Origin of the sequence: Cellulomonas sp., from assembly GCF_035634735.1 — a bacterium.
Classification (GTDB): domain Bacteria; phylum Actinomycetota; class Actinomycetes; order Actinomycetales; family Cellulomonadaceae; genus Cellulomonas.
In genome coordinates this window covers 1-15,016 of record NZ_DASQCJ010000213.1, presented here as the reverse complement: position 1 = coordinate 15,016, position 15,016 = coordinate 1, and the positions used below count along the sequence as shown (strand labels likewise).

The 15,016-nt window shown below is 76.3% G+C and carries 17 protein-coding genes; 12 read left to right on the top strand and 5 right to left on the bottom strand.

Features of this window, described 5'->3' with window-relative positions:
* The 6 genes from VER05_RS17330 to VER05_RS17305 all read left to right on the top strand — a co-directional run.
* Positions 1-1,135 (top strand): iron-containing alcohol dehydrogenase (locus VER05_RS17330; RefSeq protein WP_324846562.1); only part of this gene is annotated, 1,135 nt, incomplete at its 5' end.
* A gap of 158 nt (positions 1,136-1,293) precedes the next feature.
* Positions 1,294-1,836: a hypothetical protein gene (locus VER05_RS17325; RefSeq protein ID WP_324846561.1), complete on the top strand. Its 543-nt coding sequence runs from the start codon at positions 1,294-1,296 to the stop codon at positions 1,834-1,836.
* Positions 1,837-1,953: 117 nt separating this feature from the next.
* Entirely contained in the window at positions 1,954-2,076 is a 123-nt protein-coding gene (locus VER05_RS17320; RefSeq protein WP_324846560.1) for a molybdopterin oxidoreductase, read from the top strand.
* Positions 2,077-2,162: 86 nt separating this feature from the next.
* Positions 2,163-2,420 carry a type II toxin-antitoxin system prevent-host-death family antitoxin gene (locus VER05_RS17315; protein ID WP_324846559.1) on the top strand — a complete coding sequence of 86 codons (258 nt, stop codon included), beginning with the start codon at positions 2,163-2,165 and terminating at the stop codon, positions 2,418-2,420.
* Positions 2,405-2,806 (top strand): PIN domain-containing protein, encoded by a 402-nt coding sequence (locus tag VER05_RS17310; RefSeq protein WP_324846558.1) that lies wholly within the window; start codon positions 2,405-2,407, stop codon positions 2,804-2,806. Before VER05_RS17315 ends, VER05_RS17310 begins: the two co-directional genes overlap by 16 nt.
* Before the next feature lie 82 nt (positions 2,807-2,888).
* Complete coding sequence (locus tag VER05_RS17305) at positions 2,889-4,169, top strand: aminotransferase class I/II-fold pyridoxal phosphate-dependent enzyme (RefSeq protein ID WP_324846557.1); 1,281 nt, start codon at positions 2,889-2,891, stop codon at positions 4,167-4,169.
* Positions 4,170-4,240: 71 nt separating this feature from the next.
* Here VER05_RS17305 and VER05_RS17300 read toward each other — a convergent pair whose 3' ends face one another.
* The 4 genes from VER05_RS17300 to VER05_RS17285 all read right to left on the bottom strand — a co-directional run bounded on the left by VER05_RS17300 (position 4,241) and on the right by VER05_RS17285 (position 8,037).
* Positions 4,241-5,548, bottom strand: a complete 1,308-nt coding sequence (locus tag VER05_RS17300) for a multidrug effflux MFS transporter (RefSeq protein ID WP_324846556.1) — start codon at positions 5,546-5,548, stop codon at positions 4,241-4,243.
* A gap of 91 nt (positions 5,549-5,639) precedes the next feature.
* Entirely contained in the window at positions 5,640-6,092 is a 453-nt protein-coding gene (locus tag VER05_RS17295) for a VOC family protein (RefSeq protein ID WP_324846555.1), read from the bottom strand.
* A complete protein-coding gene (locus VER05_RS17290) occupies positions 6,089-7,150 on the bottom strand; it encodes an adenylate/guanylate cyclase domain-containing protein (protein ID WP_324846554.1) in 1,062 nt (353 codons plus the stop codon). Before VER05_RS17290 ends, VER05_RS17295 begins: the two co-directional genes overlap by 4 nt.
* Positions 7,147-8,037, bottom strand: coding sequence for a biotin--[acetyl-CoA-carboxylase] ligase (locus VER05_RS17285; RefSeq protein WP_324846553.1), 891 nt, complete (start codon positions 8,035-8,037; stop codon positions 7,147-7,149). The genes VER05_RS17290 and VER05_RS17285 overlap by 4 nt, the downstream gene beginning before the upstream one ends.
* 119 nt (positions 8,038-8,156) lie before the next feature.
* Here VER05_RS17285 and VER05_RS17280 point away from each other — a divergent pair, with 119 nt between their 5' ends.
* From VER05_RS17280 to VER05_RS17265, 4 genes are all read left to right on the top strand, one after another.
* Positions 8,157-9,782: an acyl-CoA carboxylase subunit beta gene (locus tag VER05_RS17280; RefSeq protein ID WP_324846552.1), complete on the top strand. Its 1,626-nt coding sequence runs from the start codon at positions 8,157-8,159 to the stop codon at positions 9,780-9,782.
* Positions 9,779-10,366: a hypothetical protein gene (locus VER05_RS17275; RefSeq protein WP_324846551.1), complete on the top strand. Its 588-nt coding sequence runs from the start codon at positions 9,779-9,781 to the stop codon at positions 10,364-10,366. Before VER05_RS17280 ends, VER05_RS17275 begins: the two co-directional genes overlap by 4 nt.
* A complete protein-coding gene (locus tag VER05_RS17270; protein ID WP_324846550.1) occupies positions 10,363-10,599 on the top strand; it encodes an acyl-CoA carboxylase epsilon subunit in 237 nt (78 codons plus the stop codon). The genes VER05_RS17275 and VER05_RS17270 overlap by 4 nt, the downstream gene beginning before the upstream one ends.
* A gap of 97 nt (positions 10,600-10,696) precedes the next feature.
* The gene (locus VER05_RS17265) at positions 10,697-12,418 is read left to right on the top strand and encodes a DUF885 domain-containing protein (protein WP_324846549.1); all 1,722 of its coding nucleotides are present in this window, start codon (positions 10,697-10,699) and stop codon (positions 12,416-12,418) included.
* A gap of 96 nt (positions 12,419-12,514) precedes the next feature.
* Here the strand turns inward: VER05_RS17265 and VER05_RS17260 are convergent, their stop codons facing one another.
* Complete coding sequence (locus VER05_RS17260; protein ID WP_414647648.1) at positions 12,515-13,222, bottom strand: vitamin K epoxide reductase family protein; 708 nt, start codon at positions 13,220-13,222, stop codon at positions 12,515-12,517.
* Between the two features lie 97 nt (positions 13,223-13,319).
* Between VER05_RS17260 and VER05_RS17255 the strand changes: the two genes are divergently transcribed.
* Together VER05_RS17255 and VER05_RS17250 are read left to right on the top strand one after the other, a co-directional pair.
* Positions 13,320-13,952, top strand: a complete 633-nt coding sequence (locus VER05_RS17255) for a nucleoside triphosphate pyrophosphatase (RefSeq protein WP_324846548.1) — start codon at positions 13,320-13,322, stop codon at positions 13,950-13,952.
* Positions 13,953-14,142: 190 nt separating this feature from the next.
* Positions 14,143-15,016 (top strand): biotin carboxylase N-terminal domain-containing protein (locus VER05_RS17250; protein WP_414647649.1); only part of this gene is annotated, 874 nt, incomplete at its 3' end.

Genomic DNA, 15,016 nt, shown 5'->3' with positions numbered 1-15,016 from the left:
CGAGCCGAGCGTCAAGACCGTGCAGGCCGGCGCGGCGCAGATGCGGCACTTCCGCCCGGACACGATCATCGTCCTGGGCGGCGGGTCGCCGATGGACGCCGCGAAGGTCATGTGGCTGCTGTACGAGCACCCGGAGATCGTGTTCTCCGACCTCAAGCAGAAGTTCTTCGACGTCCGCAAGCGCGCGTTCAAGTTCCCGGTGCTCGGCGAGCTGGCCAAGCTGGTCTGCATCCCGACCACCTCGGGCACCGGCGCCGAGGTCACCCCGTTCGCGGTCATCTCCGACCCCGACGCGGGCAAGAAGTACCCGCTGGCCGACTACGCGCTGACCCCGACGGTCGCGATCATCGACCCGGTCCTCACCTCGAAGATGCCGCGCTCGCTGGCCGCCGACTCCGGCTTCGACGCCCTGACCCACGCCACCGAGGCGTTCGTCGCGGTGTACGCCAACGACTTCACCGACGGCATGGCGCTCCAGGCGATCCGCCTGATCTTCGACAACCTGGCGCAGTCGGTGAACGGCGACCCGGCCGACCCGGCCACGAAGGACGCCCGGGAGAAGATGCACAACGCGGGCACCATCGCCGGCATGGCGTTCGGCAACGCGTTCCTCGGGATCGTGCACGCGATGGCGCACGTCATCGGCTCGACGTTCCACCTGGTGCACGGCCGGACGAACGCCACGCTGCTGCCGCACGTCATCCGGTACAACGGCCAGATCCCGACCAAGCTCACCAGCTGGCCGAAGTACGAGCACTACGTCGCCCCGGAGCGGTTCCAGCAGATCGCCCAGATGCTGGGCCTGCCGGCCGAGACCCCGGAGCAGGGCGTCGAGTCCTACGCCCTGGCGATCGAGGCGCTCCGCGCCAAGGTCGGCATCCCGTCGTCCTTCCAGGCGCAGGGCGTCGACGAGCAGGACTTCCTGTCCCGGCTCGACGAGGTCGCCATGGGCGCCTACGAGGACCAGTGCGCACCGGCCAACCCCCGGATGCCGATGCGCGCCGACATGAAGGACATCATGACCGCGGCCTACTACGGCACCTCCGTCGCGGAGGTGCGGGGCCGCCGCGAGCAGCAGCAGGGCGCCGAGGGCGCGCCCGCCGGGGCGGGGGCCCCGGCCGAGGCCGACGCCTGAGCGTCCCTCCGACCTGACCCAGGTCGCTGCTCGCCGAGCGCCCCGCCCGCGACCACCCGTCGCGGGCGGGGCGCTCCTCTGCGCCCGGGGCACCGCTCCCCGGGCGCTCCGAGGTGGGGCTGGCACACTGGGCGGTCCACCGACGAGGAGGCCCGCCGATGACCACCCGCCGCACCGCCCGCACCGCCCGCACCGCGCGCCGGGGCCGCACCGCCCGCGCCGCCGCCGGTCTGCCGCTCGCGCTCGCCGCCGCCCTCGCGCTGGGCGCCTGCTCCCAGGCCGACGAGATCGCGTCCCAGGCCCAGTCCGTCGCCGACTCCGCCAGCGAGGCCGCCGGCAACCTGCGCGACCTCGCCGACCAGGTCCGCGAGCGCGTGGAGTCCGCGCAGGCCGCCGTCGACGACGCCCGCGCGCGGCTCCAGGACCTCGACGCGAGCACCCGCGAGGCCGCGCAGGGCGCGGTCGACCAGTCGTCCACCGCCATCGACGACGCCACCGCGGCGCTCGAGCAGGCGCAGGCCGACGGCAGCGCCGCGACCCAGGAGCAGCTCGACTCCGCGCGCTCGGCGCTCGACTCGGCCCGGAGCGCCCTCGACTCGGCGTCCACGCAGGTCGACGCGACGACGGCCGACGCGCTGGACACGCTCGCCCAGAAGGTCGAGGAGCTGTCCCAGCAGGTGCAGCAGACCGAGCAGGGCTGAGCCCCGGGCCCGGGGTGGCGCCCGGGTGGCGACCGGGTGACGCCCGCCCCCGGAACTCACCCGCGCGAGTCGGGCCCGACCGCTTGAGCCTGCGCGCGTGGTGCCGATCACACAGGCATGACCACGCACCACACGCGCACCCGGCCCCGGCACCACGTGCCGTGGTGGGTCGCGTGCGCGTGGGGGTCGCTGGTGCTGCTGGTCCTCGCGGGCCTGGCGGCGGCCGCCGGCGTGCTCTGACGCCCGGGGCCCCGCGCGACCGGCCGTCGTCCACAGGTCCTGAACTCGCCCTGTCGCCCGGGCACCCGTGTCTCTAGGCTCGACGCATGCCCACCGTCACCGCCACGCACGCGTCCCGTCACCTGCCCGGCCTGCTCGACGCGGTGGCGCACGGCGAGACGGTCACGATCACCCGGTCCGGTCGGGCGGTGGCGGAGGTGCGGCCCGCCGCCAATGTGTCGACGGCCGGCGCGCTGCGCCGGGCGCTTGCCGGCCTCCCCCCGCTCGACGACGACCTCGAGGCGGACATCGCCGCGGCGACACGGCTGCTGACCCAGGACCCCGGGCCGTGGCGCGCCGGCTGATCCTGGACACCGGGGCACTCATCGCCTTCGAGCGCGGCCTGGCTGATCGCCAGGTCGTCGCCGACGCGGACGACCTGGCGGTCGCCGCCGTCACCGTCGCCGAGTTCCGGGTCGGGATCGCGCTTTCCGCCACGGAGGGCCGGGCGGACCGTCGCCGACGCGTGCTCGCCGCGATCACCGCGACCGCGACCGTCCTCGACTACACCGCCCGCACCGCCGCCGAGCACGCACGGCTCCTCGTGCACGTACGACGGGCCGGCGTCCCGCGCGGCGCGCACGACCTCATCATCGCGGCGCAGGCGGCCGAGCACGGCCGGGTCGTGGTGACCCCCGACCGGCGCGCCCGGTTCGCCGACCTCCCGGGCGTCCACGCCATCACGCTGTGACGGACGACCGGTCCGCGGGCAGCCCACACCCCGACCCGCGGGCCGGACTACCCTCCTCGCGTCCCCTCACGAACGGACCGCGATGACCGGCACGCCCTCCCCCGCCCGCCCCACGACGCCCGGACGCTGGCGCGACGCCGCCGGGGCCGCCGGGCTGCTCGGCGCGGACGGCGTGCCGCGGCCGACGATCTTCGCCGAGATGTCCGCGCTCGCCGTCCGGACCGGCGCGCTCAACCTCGGGCAGGGGTTCCCGGACGTCGACGGCCCGGAGTCGGTGAAGCGGGTCGCCGCGGAGGCGATCGCCGCCGGGGTCAACCAGTACCCGCCCGGCCCCGGCGTCCCGGAGCTGCGCCGCGCGGTCGCCGCGCACCAGCGCCGCCACTACGGCCTGGCCCCCGACCCGGACACCGAGGTGCTCGTCACCACCGGCGCGACCGAGGCGCTGGCCGCCGCGGTGCTGGCGCTGACCGAGCCGGGCGACGAGGTGCTGACCCTCGAGCCGTTCTACGACTCGTACGCCGCCGTGATCGGGCTGGCCGGCGCGCGGCACACCACCGCCCCGCTGGCCGCGACGCCCGACGGGTTCCGGCTGGACGCCGACGCGCTGCGCGCCGCGGTCACCGACCGCACCCGGGTCATCCTGCTCAACACGCCGCACAACCCGACCGGCGCCGTGCTGACCCGCGCGGAGCTCGCGGTGGTCGCGGAGGTCGCCGAGCGGCACGACTGCGTGGTCGTCACCGACGAGGTGTACGAGCACCTGACCTACGACGGCGTCGCGCACGTCCCGTTCGCGACCCTGCCGGGGGCCGCCGGGCGCACGCTGACGATCTCGTCCGCGGGCAAGACGTTCTCGTTCACCGGCTGGAAGATCGGCTGGGTCTCCGGGCCGGCCGCGCTGGTGGACGCGGTGCGCGCGGTGAAGCAGTTCCTCACCTACGTGTCCGGCGCGCCGTTCCAGCCCGCGATCGCGCACGCGCTGGACCTGGAGACGACGGACTCGCCCGGCGCCGGCTACGTGCGCGGGCTCGCCGCGTCGCTCGCCGGGCGCCGCGACCTGCTGAGCGCGGGGCTGACCGCCGCGGGCTTCGACGTCGTGCGGCCGCAGGGCACGTACTTCGTGGTCGCGGACGCCGCGCGCCTGCTCGCGGGCCCGCTGGCGCGGCACGGTCTGGCGGACGCCGCCGACCTGTGCCGCGCGCTGCCGGGGCTGGCCGGGGTCGTCGGCGTGCCGGTCGGGGCGTTCACGCACGACGGCTCGGCCGCGGACCGCGCGCTGCGCACGGCGGTGCGGTTCACGTACGTGAAGCAGGAGCCCGTGCTGCGCGAGGCGGCGGAGCGCCTGGCGGCCCTGGCGGGCTGACCCCCTGGCGGGCTGACCCCGCGGCGGGCTGACCCCGCGGCGGGCTCACCCGGCGCGCCCGGGTTCCCCGTTCAGCGGGTCTCGACCGTGGCGCCCAGGCCGCCGTCGGTCCATCCGCCGCGGCGGTACGCCGGCGTCGCCAGCGCCAGGACCAGCAGCGCCCCGCCCGCGCCGGCGAGCATGACCGTCGCCATCGCCCAGGCCGACTCGCCCAGCACGCCCACCATCGGCGCGACCACGCCGGAGACGCCGGCCTGCAGCGCGCCGATGAACGCCGCCGCGGTGCCGGCGCGCTCGCCGTGCCGGGACAGCGCGATCGCCGAGGCGTTGGGCGGCGTGAAGTTGACCAGCGACATCGTGAAGAACAGCACGACGAGCAGCGCCGGCAGCCCGCCCCACCCGGTCAGCGCGAGGACCAGCAGCGTCAGGACCAGCACGAACGACGCCGGCAGGGCGACCCGGATGATCTGGATCGGCGCGTACCGGCGGACCAGCGCGGCGTTCACCTGCGCGCCGCCGACCAGGCCGATGCCGTTGATCGCGAACACGAGCGCGAACTGCCCCGCGGTCAGGCCGTACCCCTCGCGGAGCACGAACGGCGAGCCGACGACGTAGCTCATCAGCACCGCGAGCCCGAGGCCGGGCAGCAGCGCCAGGGCGACGAAGTGCCGGTCCCGGACCAGCACCCGGTACCCGCTCCACGCGCCGCGCGCCGAGGCGAGCCGCCGCTGGCGCGGCAGCGTCTCGGGGAGCCGGAGCAGCACGACGACCCACAGCCCCGCGCCGTAGATCGCGAGCGCCACGAACACCGCGCGCCAGCCCCACTGGCCGGCGATCAGCCCGCCGACGCTCGGCGCGAACAGCGGGGCCACGCCGATGACCAGCATCAGCCGGGACAGCAGCCGCGACGCGTCCGGCCCCACGAACCGGTCCCGGATGACGGCCATCGCGACGACCGACGCGGACGCGTTGAAGAAGCCCTGCACCATGCGCAGCCCGATGAGCGGGATGATCGCCGGCGCGATCGCGCACAGCAGCGAGGTCACGACGTGCAGCGCGACGCCGATCAGCACCGGCAGCCGGCGGCCGAACCGGTCGGACAGCGGGCCGATGACGAGCTGCCCGGCGGCGCCGCCGACCAGCATCATCGTCATCGTCAGCTGGGCCGCGGCCGCGCTGGTGTCCAGGTCTCGCGCCACGTCGGGCAGCGACGGCAGGTAGATGTCGGTGGTGATCGCGGGCAGCGCGGTCATGACGCCCAGCAGCAGGACGTACTTCGCGGTGGGCCGGAACGCGGCCGCGGGGGCCGGGGTGGCCGTCGGCGCCGCCGCGGCCGTCGAGGGTCGGGCGGGGGTCGGGACGGGTTCGCCGGTGCTCATCTCGTGCTGCATCGTCGCACGCGCCGCGGCCGGGGGCGAATCGATTCGATCGAGGCCCAGGTCAGCCGGGCGCGGGCCGCCGCGCGGCGCGTCAGTCCGCCGGGCCCAGCTCCTGGAACACGGTCAGCTGCAGCCCCGCGGGCCCCTCGAGCCGCGCGTTCAGCGAGCGCCACGGCGTCTCGGTCGGCGGCGCGACGAGCTCGGCGCCGCCCTCGTCGACCAGCCGCGCGGTCGTCGCCCGGGTGTCCGCCACCTCGAACGCGACGCGCACGTGCCGCGCGACCTGCCGGCCGACCTCGACGTCGTCGATCAGCCGCTTCTGCGCCGGGTTCGCGATCTCGAGCGTCGCGCGGCCGGCGTCGAGGATCGCGACGTGCGCACCGTCGCCGCCCTCGTAGGCCTCGAGCTGCTCGAGGCCGAGCACGTCCCGGTAGAACGCCAGCGCCGCGTCGTAGTCCTCCGCCTCGACGACCAGCCGCAGCTGCCGGACCGGCCGACCCGCGCGGTCGGCCGCGGCCGCGACCTCCTCCCCCGCCACCGTCACGCCGTCCGGATCCGGACCGGCGCCAGCGCCCCGATCCCCTCGAGCTCCCGCTCGGGCAGCGGCTCCAGCAGCATCCCGGGGGCGTCCAGCAGCAGCCGCGCGGTCGCCGGGTCGGTGAGCACGGTGCTCGGGTCGGCGATGTCGGTGAGCCGCGCCGCCACGTTGACCGACGGCCCGAACACGTCGCCGAACCGGGACAGCACCCGGCCCCACACGACGCCGACCCGCACGGGCGTGACGCCGCGGGCGCCCTCGGCCAGCCCGCCCGCGCCGCGCTCGCGCTCGACGTCCAGGTCGCCGCCGAGCACCCGCGCGAGCTCCAGGGCCACCCGCGCCCCGGTCCGCACGTCGTCGGCCACGAACAGCACCGCGTCGCCGATCGTCTTGACCACGCGGCCGCCGCACTGGGTGACCACGTCGCGCGCCGCGGTCTCGAACCGCTGCACGAAGTCGGACAGGTCGGTGGACCCGAGGCCGGCGGTGCGGCGGGTGAACGACACCATGTCGGCGAACCCGACGGCCCGGGCCAGAGGGAGCGCCGCCGGGTCGCCCTCGGTCCCGGCGGAGCCCCCGGCCGCGAACTCCACGGCGTACCGCGCCGCGATCGACGCCAGGTGCCGGCGGTAGGAGTGCAGCAGCTGCTCCTCCAGGACCGGCGCGAGCCGCGGCAGCTCGTCGAGCACCGCGCGCCGGGCCGCCGGGTCGTCGAGGTCCCGCCGGGTCGCCATGTCCTCGACCAGGGCCTCGACCTGCCAGAGCGCGAGCCGGTCGCTGGTGTGCCCGAGCGCCCGGGTCAGCGAGATCATCGTGCGGCTGCCGACGTGGTCGTCCCGGAGCAGGGCCGCGACGCGCTCCACGGCCTCGGCGTCCCGGCCGGTGAACGCGACGTCGTCGGCGTCCGGGTGCGGCAGGCCCAGGGTCCGCCAGTACAGCCGCACCAGCTCCAGGTCGAGCCCCGAGCGGTCGGCCAGGTCCCGCAGCGACAGCGTCCGCGGGCCGCCGAGCAGCGCCGCGTCCAGCGCGGCCGCCTGCACGCCGTCCTGCACCTCGTCCGTCACGACTGCGACCCTAGTTCACCGACCGGGCGGACGTGACGCACGTCACCGGCGAGCAGCACCCGCTCGGCCCCGGCCGCGTCCCCCAGCACCAGGGCGCCGCCCGCGTCGATCCGCTCGGCGGTCCCGCGCAGCTCCGACCCGTCGGGCAGCGTCGCGCGCACCGTCCGGCCCAGCGTCAGGCACGCGTCCGCCACGGCGGCGTCCAGCCCGGCCGCCGCGACGTCCCCGCCCCGGTCCTGCCAGCGCTCGAGCACCGCGACGACCTCCCCGACGACCGCGAGCAGCAGCGCCGTGCGGTCGGCGCCCGGCGCCCCGGCGGCGCGCAGCGAGGTCGCGCTCGGCACCGGCAGCTCGTCCGGGGTCTGGTCGACGTTGATCCCGATGCCGAGCACGACGGCGTCGCCCGCCGGGGCCACCTCGGCCAGGATCCCGACGGCCTTGCGGTGCGCGCCCCAGCCCGGCAGGTCGGCCCCGTCCGCGGCGGGCAGCAGCACGTCGTTCGGCCACTTCACCCCGGCCTCGAGCCCCGTGGTCGCCCGCAGGGCGCGCGCCACGGCCAGCCCGGTGAGGAGCGGCAGCCAGCCCCACCGGTCGCGCGGCACGCCCGGGCGCACCGCCAGCGAGAGGGTCAGGGCGGCGCCGGGCGGCGTGGTCCAGGCGTGGTCGGCGCGGCCGCGACCCGCCTGCTGGTGCTCGGCGACCAGCAGGCCGCCGTCCGCCCAGGCGGGGTCGTCGGCGACCCGCGCCAGCAGCTCGGTGCTGGTCGAGCCGGCGGCGGGCAGCACCTCGCACCGGCGCAGCGGCCCCGCGGGGTGCAGCAGCGCGGCGCGCACCTCGGCCGCGCGGAGCGGGGCGCGGGCCGGGCCGGCGGGGGTCGTCTCGTCCACCGCCCCATCCTCGCCCGCCGGGCTCGCGGCCGCGTTGTGGCATTCGCACCACCCGGCGCGCGGGAGTCGGTGAACGTCGCCCAGGCGGCTCGCGCCGTCCGGCCACTAGCCTCGTGCGGGTGACCGACCAGCTCCCGGCGGACCAGCCCGCCGCCACGCCCGCCGCCCCCCGGCCCGCCGGCACCGCCGCCAAGGTGGCCGACCTCGCGGACCGGCACCGCCGCGCCGTCACCGATCCCGAGCAGGCCGCGGCCGAGAAGCAGCACGCCCGCGGCAAGCGCACCGCCCGCGAGCGCATCGAGGCGCTGCTGGACCCGGGCTCGTTCACCGAGCTCGACGCGTTCGTGCGGCACCGCTCGACCAACTTCGGCCTGGACCGCAAGCGCGTCCCCGGCGACGGCGTCGTCGTCGGCCACGGCACGGTCGACGGCCGCCCGGTCGCGGTCTACTCCCAGGACTTCACGGTGTTCGGCGGCAGCCTCGGCGAGGTGCACGGCCAGAAGATCACCAAGGTGATGGACCTCGCGCTGCGCACCGGCATGCCGCTGGTCGGCATCAGCGACGGCGGCGGCGCGCGCATCCAGGAGGGCGTCGCGGGCCTGACCCAGTTCGCGGAGATCTTCCGGCGCAACGTCGCCGCGTCCGGCGTGATCCCGCAGATCAGCCTGATCCTCGGCCCGTCGGCCGGCGGCGCGGTGTACTCCCCCGCGCTGACCGACTTCATCGTCATGGCCGACGGCACGTCCAACATGTTCATCACCGGCCCGGACGTGATCCGCGCGGTGACCGGCGAGGACGTCGGCTTCGAGGAGCTCGGCGGCGCGACGACGCACAACACCCGGTCCGGCGTCGCGCACTACCTGGCCTCGGACGAGGACGACGCGCTCGACTACGTGCGCTCGCTGCTGTCCTACCTGCCGCAGAACAATCTCACCGACCCGCCGGCGTACCCGCAGGAGGCCGACCTCGAGGTCACCGACACCGACCTCGAGCTCGACGCCCTGGTGCCGGACTCGGACAACCAGCCGTACGACATGCGCACCGTCGTCGAGCACGTGCTGGACGACGGCGACCTGCTGGAGGTCCAGCCGCTGTTCGCCCGGAACGTGCTGGTCGGCTTCGGCCGGGTCGAGGGGCACGCGGTCGGGATCGTCGCCAACCAGCCGCTGACGATGGCCGGCACGCTCGACATCGACGCGGCGGAGAAGGCGGCCCGGTTCGTGCGGACCTGCGACGCGTTCAGCATCCCGGTGCTGACGTTCGTCGACGTCCCGGGCTTCCTGCCGGGCACCGACCAGGAGTGGAACGGGATCATCCGCCGCGGCGCGAAGCTCATCTACGCCTACGCGGAGGCGACCGTCCCCCTGGTCACCGTGATCACCCGCAAGGCGTACGGTGGCGCCTACATCGTCATGGGGTCGAAGCAGCTCGGCGCCGACGTGAACCTGGCGTGGCCCACGGCGCAGATCGCGGTCATGGGCGCCGGCGGTGCGGTGAACATCCTGCAGCGCGGCGCGCTCAAGCAGGTCGCCGAGGCCGGCGGGGACGTCGAGGCCGAGCGCGCCCGGCTCACCCGCGAGTACGAGGAGGCCATCGTGAACCCGTGGGACGCCGCGGACCGCGGCTACGTGGACGCGGTCATCGCGCCCGCCGAGACCCGGTCGCAGATCGTGCGCGCGCTGCGCGTGCTGCGGACCAAGCGCGCCGCGCTGCCGCCCAAGAAGCACGGGAACATCCCGCTGTGACCGGCGACCCGCTGCTGCCCGGCCCCGGCGAGCACGACGACCACGGGGGCCACGACGCCCACGACCACGCCGGCGGCGCGCACGGCCCCGAGCCGCTGCCCGGCGTCGACACCGGCGCCATGCACGGCGTGGTGGACGAGCTCGCCGCGGCGCTGCACGAGTACGTGGGCACCGCCGCCGGCGTGCGCGCGGAGTTCGGCGCCTCCGAGGCGGACGAGGACCCCCGGGTGCTCGCGCTGGAGTCCCGGGTGTCCGCGCTGAACGCCCGGCTGTACGACCTGCTGCACGAGAGCCTCGGCATGCACTCCGAGCTCACGGGCATGACCTGGGAGGACGACGCGGCCCCGGCCGAGGCGCCCGCCGCCGACGAGGACACCGACGAGTTCCACCTCGGGTTCGTCGTGAGCGTGCCGGCCGCCCCGCACGACCAGTCGATCGACGCCGTGCTCGGCATCGTCGACAACGGCGGCGCCGAGATCGTCGAGCGCCTGCTGGACAGCGGTTTCACCGTCGAGGGCTGGGGCGCGTCCCGCGGCGCGCCCGTCACGTTCGACGACGACGAGGACGGCGGGGAGGGCGCGTGACCGCCCGCGAGGCCGCCGCGCCGCCGCACGTCCAGGTCGTCCGCGGCACGCCCGACGACGTCGAGCTCGCGGCGCTCGTCGCCGGGCTGGTCGCCGCGTCGGTGCCCGGGGACGACGACGGGGTCGAGGACGCGCTGCCCCGTGCGGGCTGGGCGGACCGCGCCCGCTCGCTGCCCGGCGCCCGCGGCGCCTGGCGCACCGGGCCGGACGCCTGGCGCCGCAGCCTGCGCTGACGCGCCCGCGGCGGCCCGCCGCACCCACCCGCCGCGCCGGGCCGCACCCGCCGGAAAAGGCGGGGCGGCCCGGCGCGGCGCGGGTAGGGTCGACCGGGTGAGCACTGCACCCGACACCACCGGGGCGCCGCAGCGCCCCGCGACCCCGATCGACGCCGTCGCCGACGCCTACGTCGCCACCACGGCCGCCCTCGACCCGTTCGGCGCGACCGCGCTGGGCGTCCCGGGCCACGACCACGAGGTCACCGACCTGTCCCCGGCGGGGCACGAGGCGCGCGCCGACGCGGCCCGCGCGACGCTGGCGCAGCTCGACGGCCTGGCCGCCGCGGACGAGGTCGACGCGATCACGCTCGCCGCCATGCGCGAGCGCCTCGGCCTCGACCTCGAGCTGCACGAGGCCGGCGAGTGGCTCGCCGACCTCAACGTCATCGCCTCGCCCGTCCAGGGCATGCGCGACGTCTTCGACATCATGGCGACCGACGGCCCCGAGGCCTGGGCGACCACCGCCCAGCGGCTCGCCGGCCTGCCGCGCTCCGGCGCGGGCTACGTCGAGTCGCTGCGCCTGGCCGCGTCCCGCGGGCAGGTCCCCGCGATCCGCCAGGTCCGCGAGGCGATCGCGCAGGCCGAGGACCTCGCCGACCCGTCGTCCTCGTTCTTCACCTCGTTCGTCTCCGGGCCGGAGGCCACGGCCGCGATCGAGGCCGGCGGCGGCGACGCGCTGCGCGCCGACCTGGAGCGCGGCGCGGAGGCGGCCCGGCAGACCTACGCCGACCTGGTGACCTTCCTGCGCGACGAGCTCGCGCCGCAGGCGCCCGCGCAGGACGCGGCCGGCCGCGAGCGCTACGCGCTGTGGTCCCGGTACTTCCTGGGCGCGACGGTCGACCTGGACGAGACGTACCGGTGGGGCCTCGAGGAGCTCGCCCGGGTCGTCGCCGAGCAGGAGGCGGTCGCCGCCGAGATCGCCGGCCCGGGCGCCACCGTCGAGCAGGCCGTGGCCGCGCTCGACGCGGACCCGTCGCGCCGGCTCGAGGGCACCGAGGCGCTGCAGCGCTGGATGCAGGAGACCTCGGACGCGGCCGTCGCCGCGCTCGACGGCGTGCACTTCACCATCCCGGACGCCATCCGCACCCTGGAGTGCCGGATCGCGCCCACCCAGAACGGCGGGATCTACTACACCGGCCCGTCCGACGACTTCAGCCGGCCCGGCCGGATGTGGTGGTCGGTGCCGCCGGAGGTCACCACGTTCAACACCTGGCGCGAGAAGACCACCGTGTTCCACGAGGGCGTCCCGGGCCACCACCTGCAGGTCGGCCAGGCCGTCTACAACCGCGCGCAGCTCAACTCCTGGCGCCGCCTGGCGTGCTGGGTGTCGGGCCACGGCGAGGGCTGGGCGCTGTACGCCGAGCGGCTGATGGCCGACCTCGGCCACCTGGACGACCCGGGCGACCGGCTCGGCATGCTCGACGGGCAGCGGATGCGCGCCGCCCGCGTCGTGCTCGACCTCGGCGTGCACCTCGGCCTCGAGGCGCCCGCGCGCTGGGGCGGCGGGACCTGGGACGCCGACAAGGCGTGGGAGTTCCTCCGGGCCAACGTCAACATGCCGGAGCAGTTCATCCGGTTCGAGCTGAACCGCTACCTGGGCTGGCCCGGCCAGGCCCCGTCCTACAAGATCGGCCAGCGGATCTGGGAGCAGATCCGGGACGGCGCCGCCGACTCCGCGCAGCAGCGCGGCGAGTCGTTCGACCTCCGGGCGTTCCACGCGCGGGCGCTCGGCATGGGCGCGCTGCCGCTCGACGTGCTGCGGACCGCGCTCGCCTGACCGGCGCGGCACGCGACGAGGGCCCCCGGACCTGCGCGGTCCGGGGGCCCTCGTCGCGTGCAGGGGGCGGCGGCGCGGGCGCGCCGGCCCGCGGGCTCAGGAGGCCAGCAGCGACGGGCCGTACTTGAGCAGGATCGCGGCCACGAACAGCACCAGCACCGCCACGGTCACGTACCAGTCGCTGCCGGACGCCACGAAGCCGCGCGCCCACGGCCCGGCGCGGCCCGGCAGCCGCAGGTGGCCGTCCCGCACGTTCCACCGGGTGAGGCCGGCCCAGACCAGCGTCGTGGTGACGGTGATGAGCAGGCACCAGGGGCACAGGGCCTTGATGACGAAGTACGACTGCAGGAACAGCCACCACGCGAACACCAGGGCGACCGTGTAGAGCGCCTGGGTGCCGAGCATGTACCAGCGCGGGAACCGCACCCCGGCGATGCCCGCGATCGAGATCGCGATCACCACGGACTCGAACGCGATGCCGAGGAACGCGTTGGGGAAGCCGAGCACCTCCGCCTGCGGGGACAGCGCGACGGTGGAGCACGAGATCACCGAGCTCAGGTCGCAGGACAGCGCGGCGGTCGGGTCCTTCGCCAGGTGCCACGCCTCGATCGACAGCACGAACGACGTGAACAGCCCGATCACGCCGGACACGGCCATCTCGATCGCGGTCCGGCGGCGCCAGGCGGCGCGGGCGGGCGAGTCGGGGTCGTCGTCCACGGGGTCGCGGTCGAGCAGGTCGGTCGGGTCGGCTGCTGCGCCGGTCGGGCGCGTGGCCCGGGCGCTGTCCTCGGTCACGCCGGTCATCGTCGCATCCCCTCCTGGGAGTTCCCCGGACATCATCGGCACGGCGGCGGTGCCGCCCGGGGGACGTACGTCCCCGACCTGGCCGTACGCTCGCCGGGTGACGACCCTCGTGCTCGCCTCCGCCTCCCCCGCCCGGCTCGCGACGCTCCGCGCGGCCGGGATCGAGCCGACCGTCGCGGTGTCCGCCGTCGACGAGCCCGCGGTGCTGGCCGCCGCCGGCGACGTGCCGCCCGCCGAGGCGGTGCTGCTGCTGGCCCGCGCCAAGGCCCGGGACGTGGCGCCGGGCCACGCGGGGGCGCTGGTGCTCGGGTGCGACTCGATGCTGGAGCTCGACGGGCGGGTGCTGGGCAAGCCGGCGGACGCCGCGGACGCCGTCGCGCGGTGGCGCGCGATGCGCGGGCGCAGCGGGCGGCTGCACACGGGGCACTGGCTGGTGGACGGACGGGGCGGCGCGGACGGCGCGGGCGCCGGCGCCGAGGCCGGCGCCACCTCCACGACCGTCGTGCACTTCGCCGACGTCTCGGACGCCGAGATCGACGCCTACGTCGCCACGGGCGAGCCCCTCTGGGTCGCCGGCGCGTTCACGATCGACGGGCTGGGCGGCGCGTTCATCACGGGCGTCGAGGGCGACCACCACGGCGTCGTCGGCCTGAGCCTGCCGCTGCTGCGCGACCTCCTCGCGGCCCGCGGCGTCCCGATCCACACCCTCTGGACCCGCCTCCCGTCCTGACCAGGGGCCCGCGCGGCTTTGTCGGGGGCGGACAAGGGCGCGCCGGGCGGCGCGGCCGGCCCCGCCGGTCCGCTGTGGAACCCTCCAACACCACGGGGACCCGGTTGGCCGGATCGGCGATCTTCGCGGCACGACCGGCCGCGGGCGTGAACGCCGGAGGCCCCCCGCGTTACGGTGAGCCGTGCCCCGCATCTCGAAGGTCCTCGTCGCCAACCGCGGCGAGATCGCCGTCCGCATCGCCCGCGCCTGCCGCGACGCCGGCCTCGCCTCCGTCGCCGTCTACGCGGACCCCGACCGCGAGGCGCTGCACGTGCGCGTCGCCGACGAGGCCTACGCCCTGGACGGCGCCCGCGCCGCCGAGACCTACCTCGACATCGCCAAGCTGCTCGACGTCGCCCGCCGCTCCGGCGCCGACGCCGTGCACCCGGGCTACGGGTTCCTCTCGGAGAACGCCGAGTTCGCCCAGGCCGTCCTGGACGCCGGCCTGGTCTGGGTCGGCCCGCCGCCGGCCGCGATCCGGGACCTGGGCGACAAGGTGAGCGCGCGGCACATCGCGCAGCGCGCCGGCGCCCCGCTCGTCGCGGGCACCCCGGACCCGGTGTCCGGCTCGGAGGAGGTGCACGCGTTCGTCCGCGAGCACGGCCTGCCGGTCGCCATCAAGGCCGCGTTCGGCGGCGGCGGCCGCGGCCTCAAGGTCGCCCGCACGTCCGAGGAGATCGACGAGCTGTACGACTCCGCCGTGCGCGAGGCCGTCGCGGCGTTCGGCCGCGGCGAGTGCTTCGTCGAGCGGTACCTGGACCGGCCGCGGCACGTCGAGACCCAGTGCCTCGCGGACGAGCACGGCACCGTCGTCGTCGTGTCGACCCGCGACTGCTCGCTGCAGCGCCGGCACCAGAAGCTGGTCGAGGAGGCGCCCGCGCCGTTCCTGTCCGACGCGCAGCGCGCCCAGCTGGTCGACGCCTCGGTCGCCATCCTCAAGGAGGCCGGCTACGTCGGCGCCGGCACCTGCGAGTTCCTCGTCGCGCAGGACGGCCTCATCAGCTTCCTCGAGGTCAACACCCGGC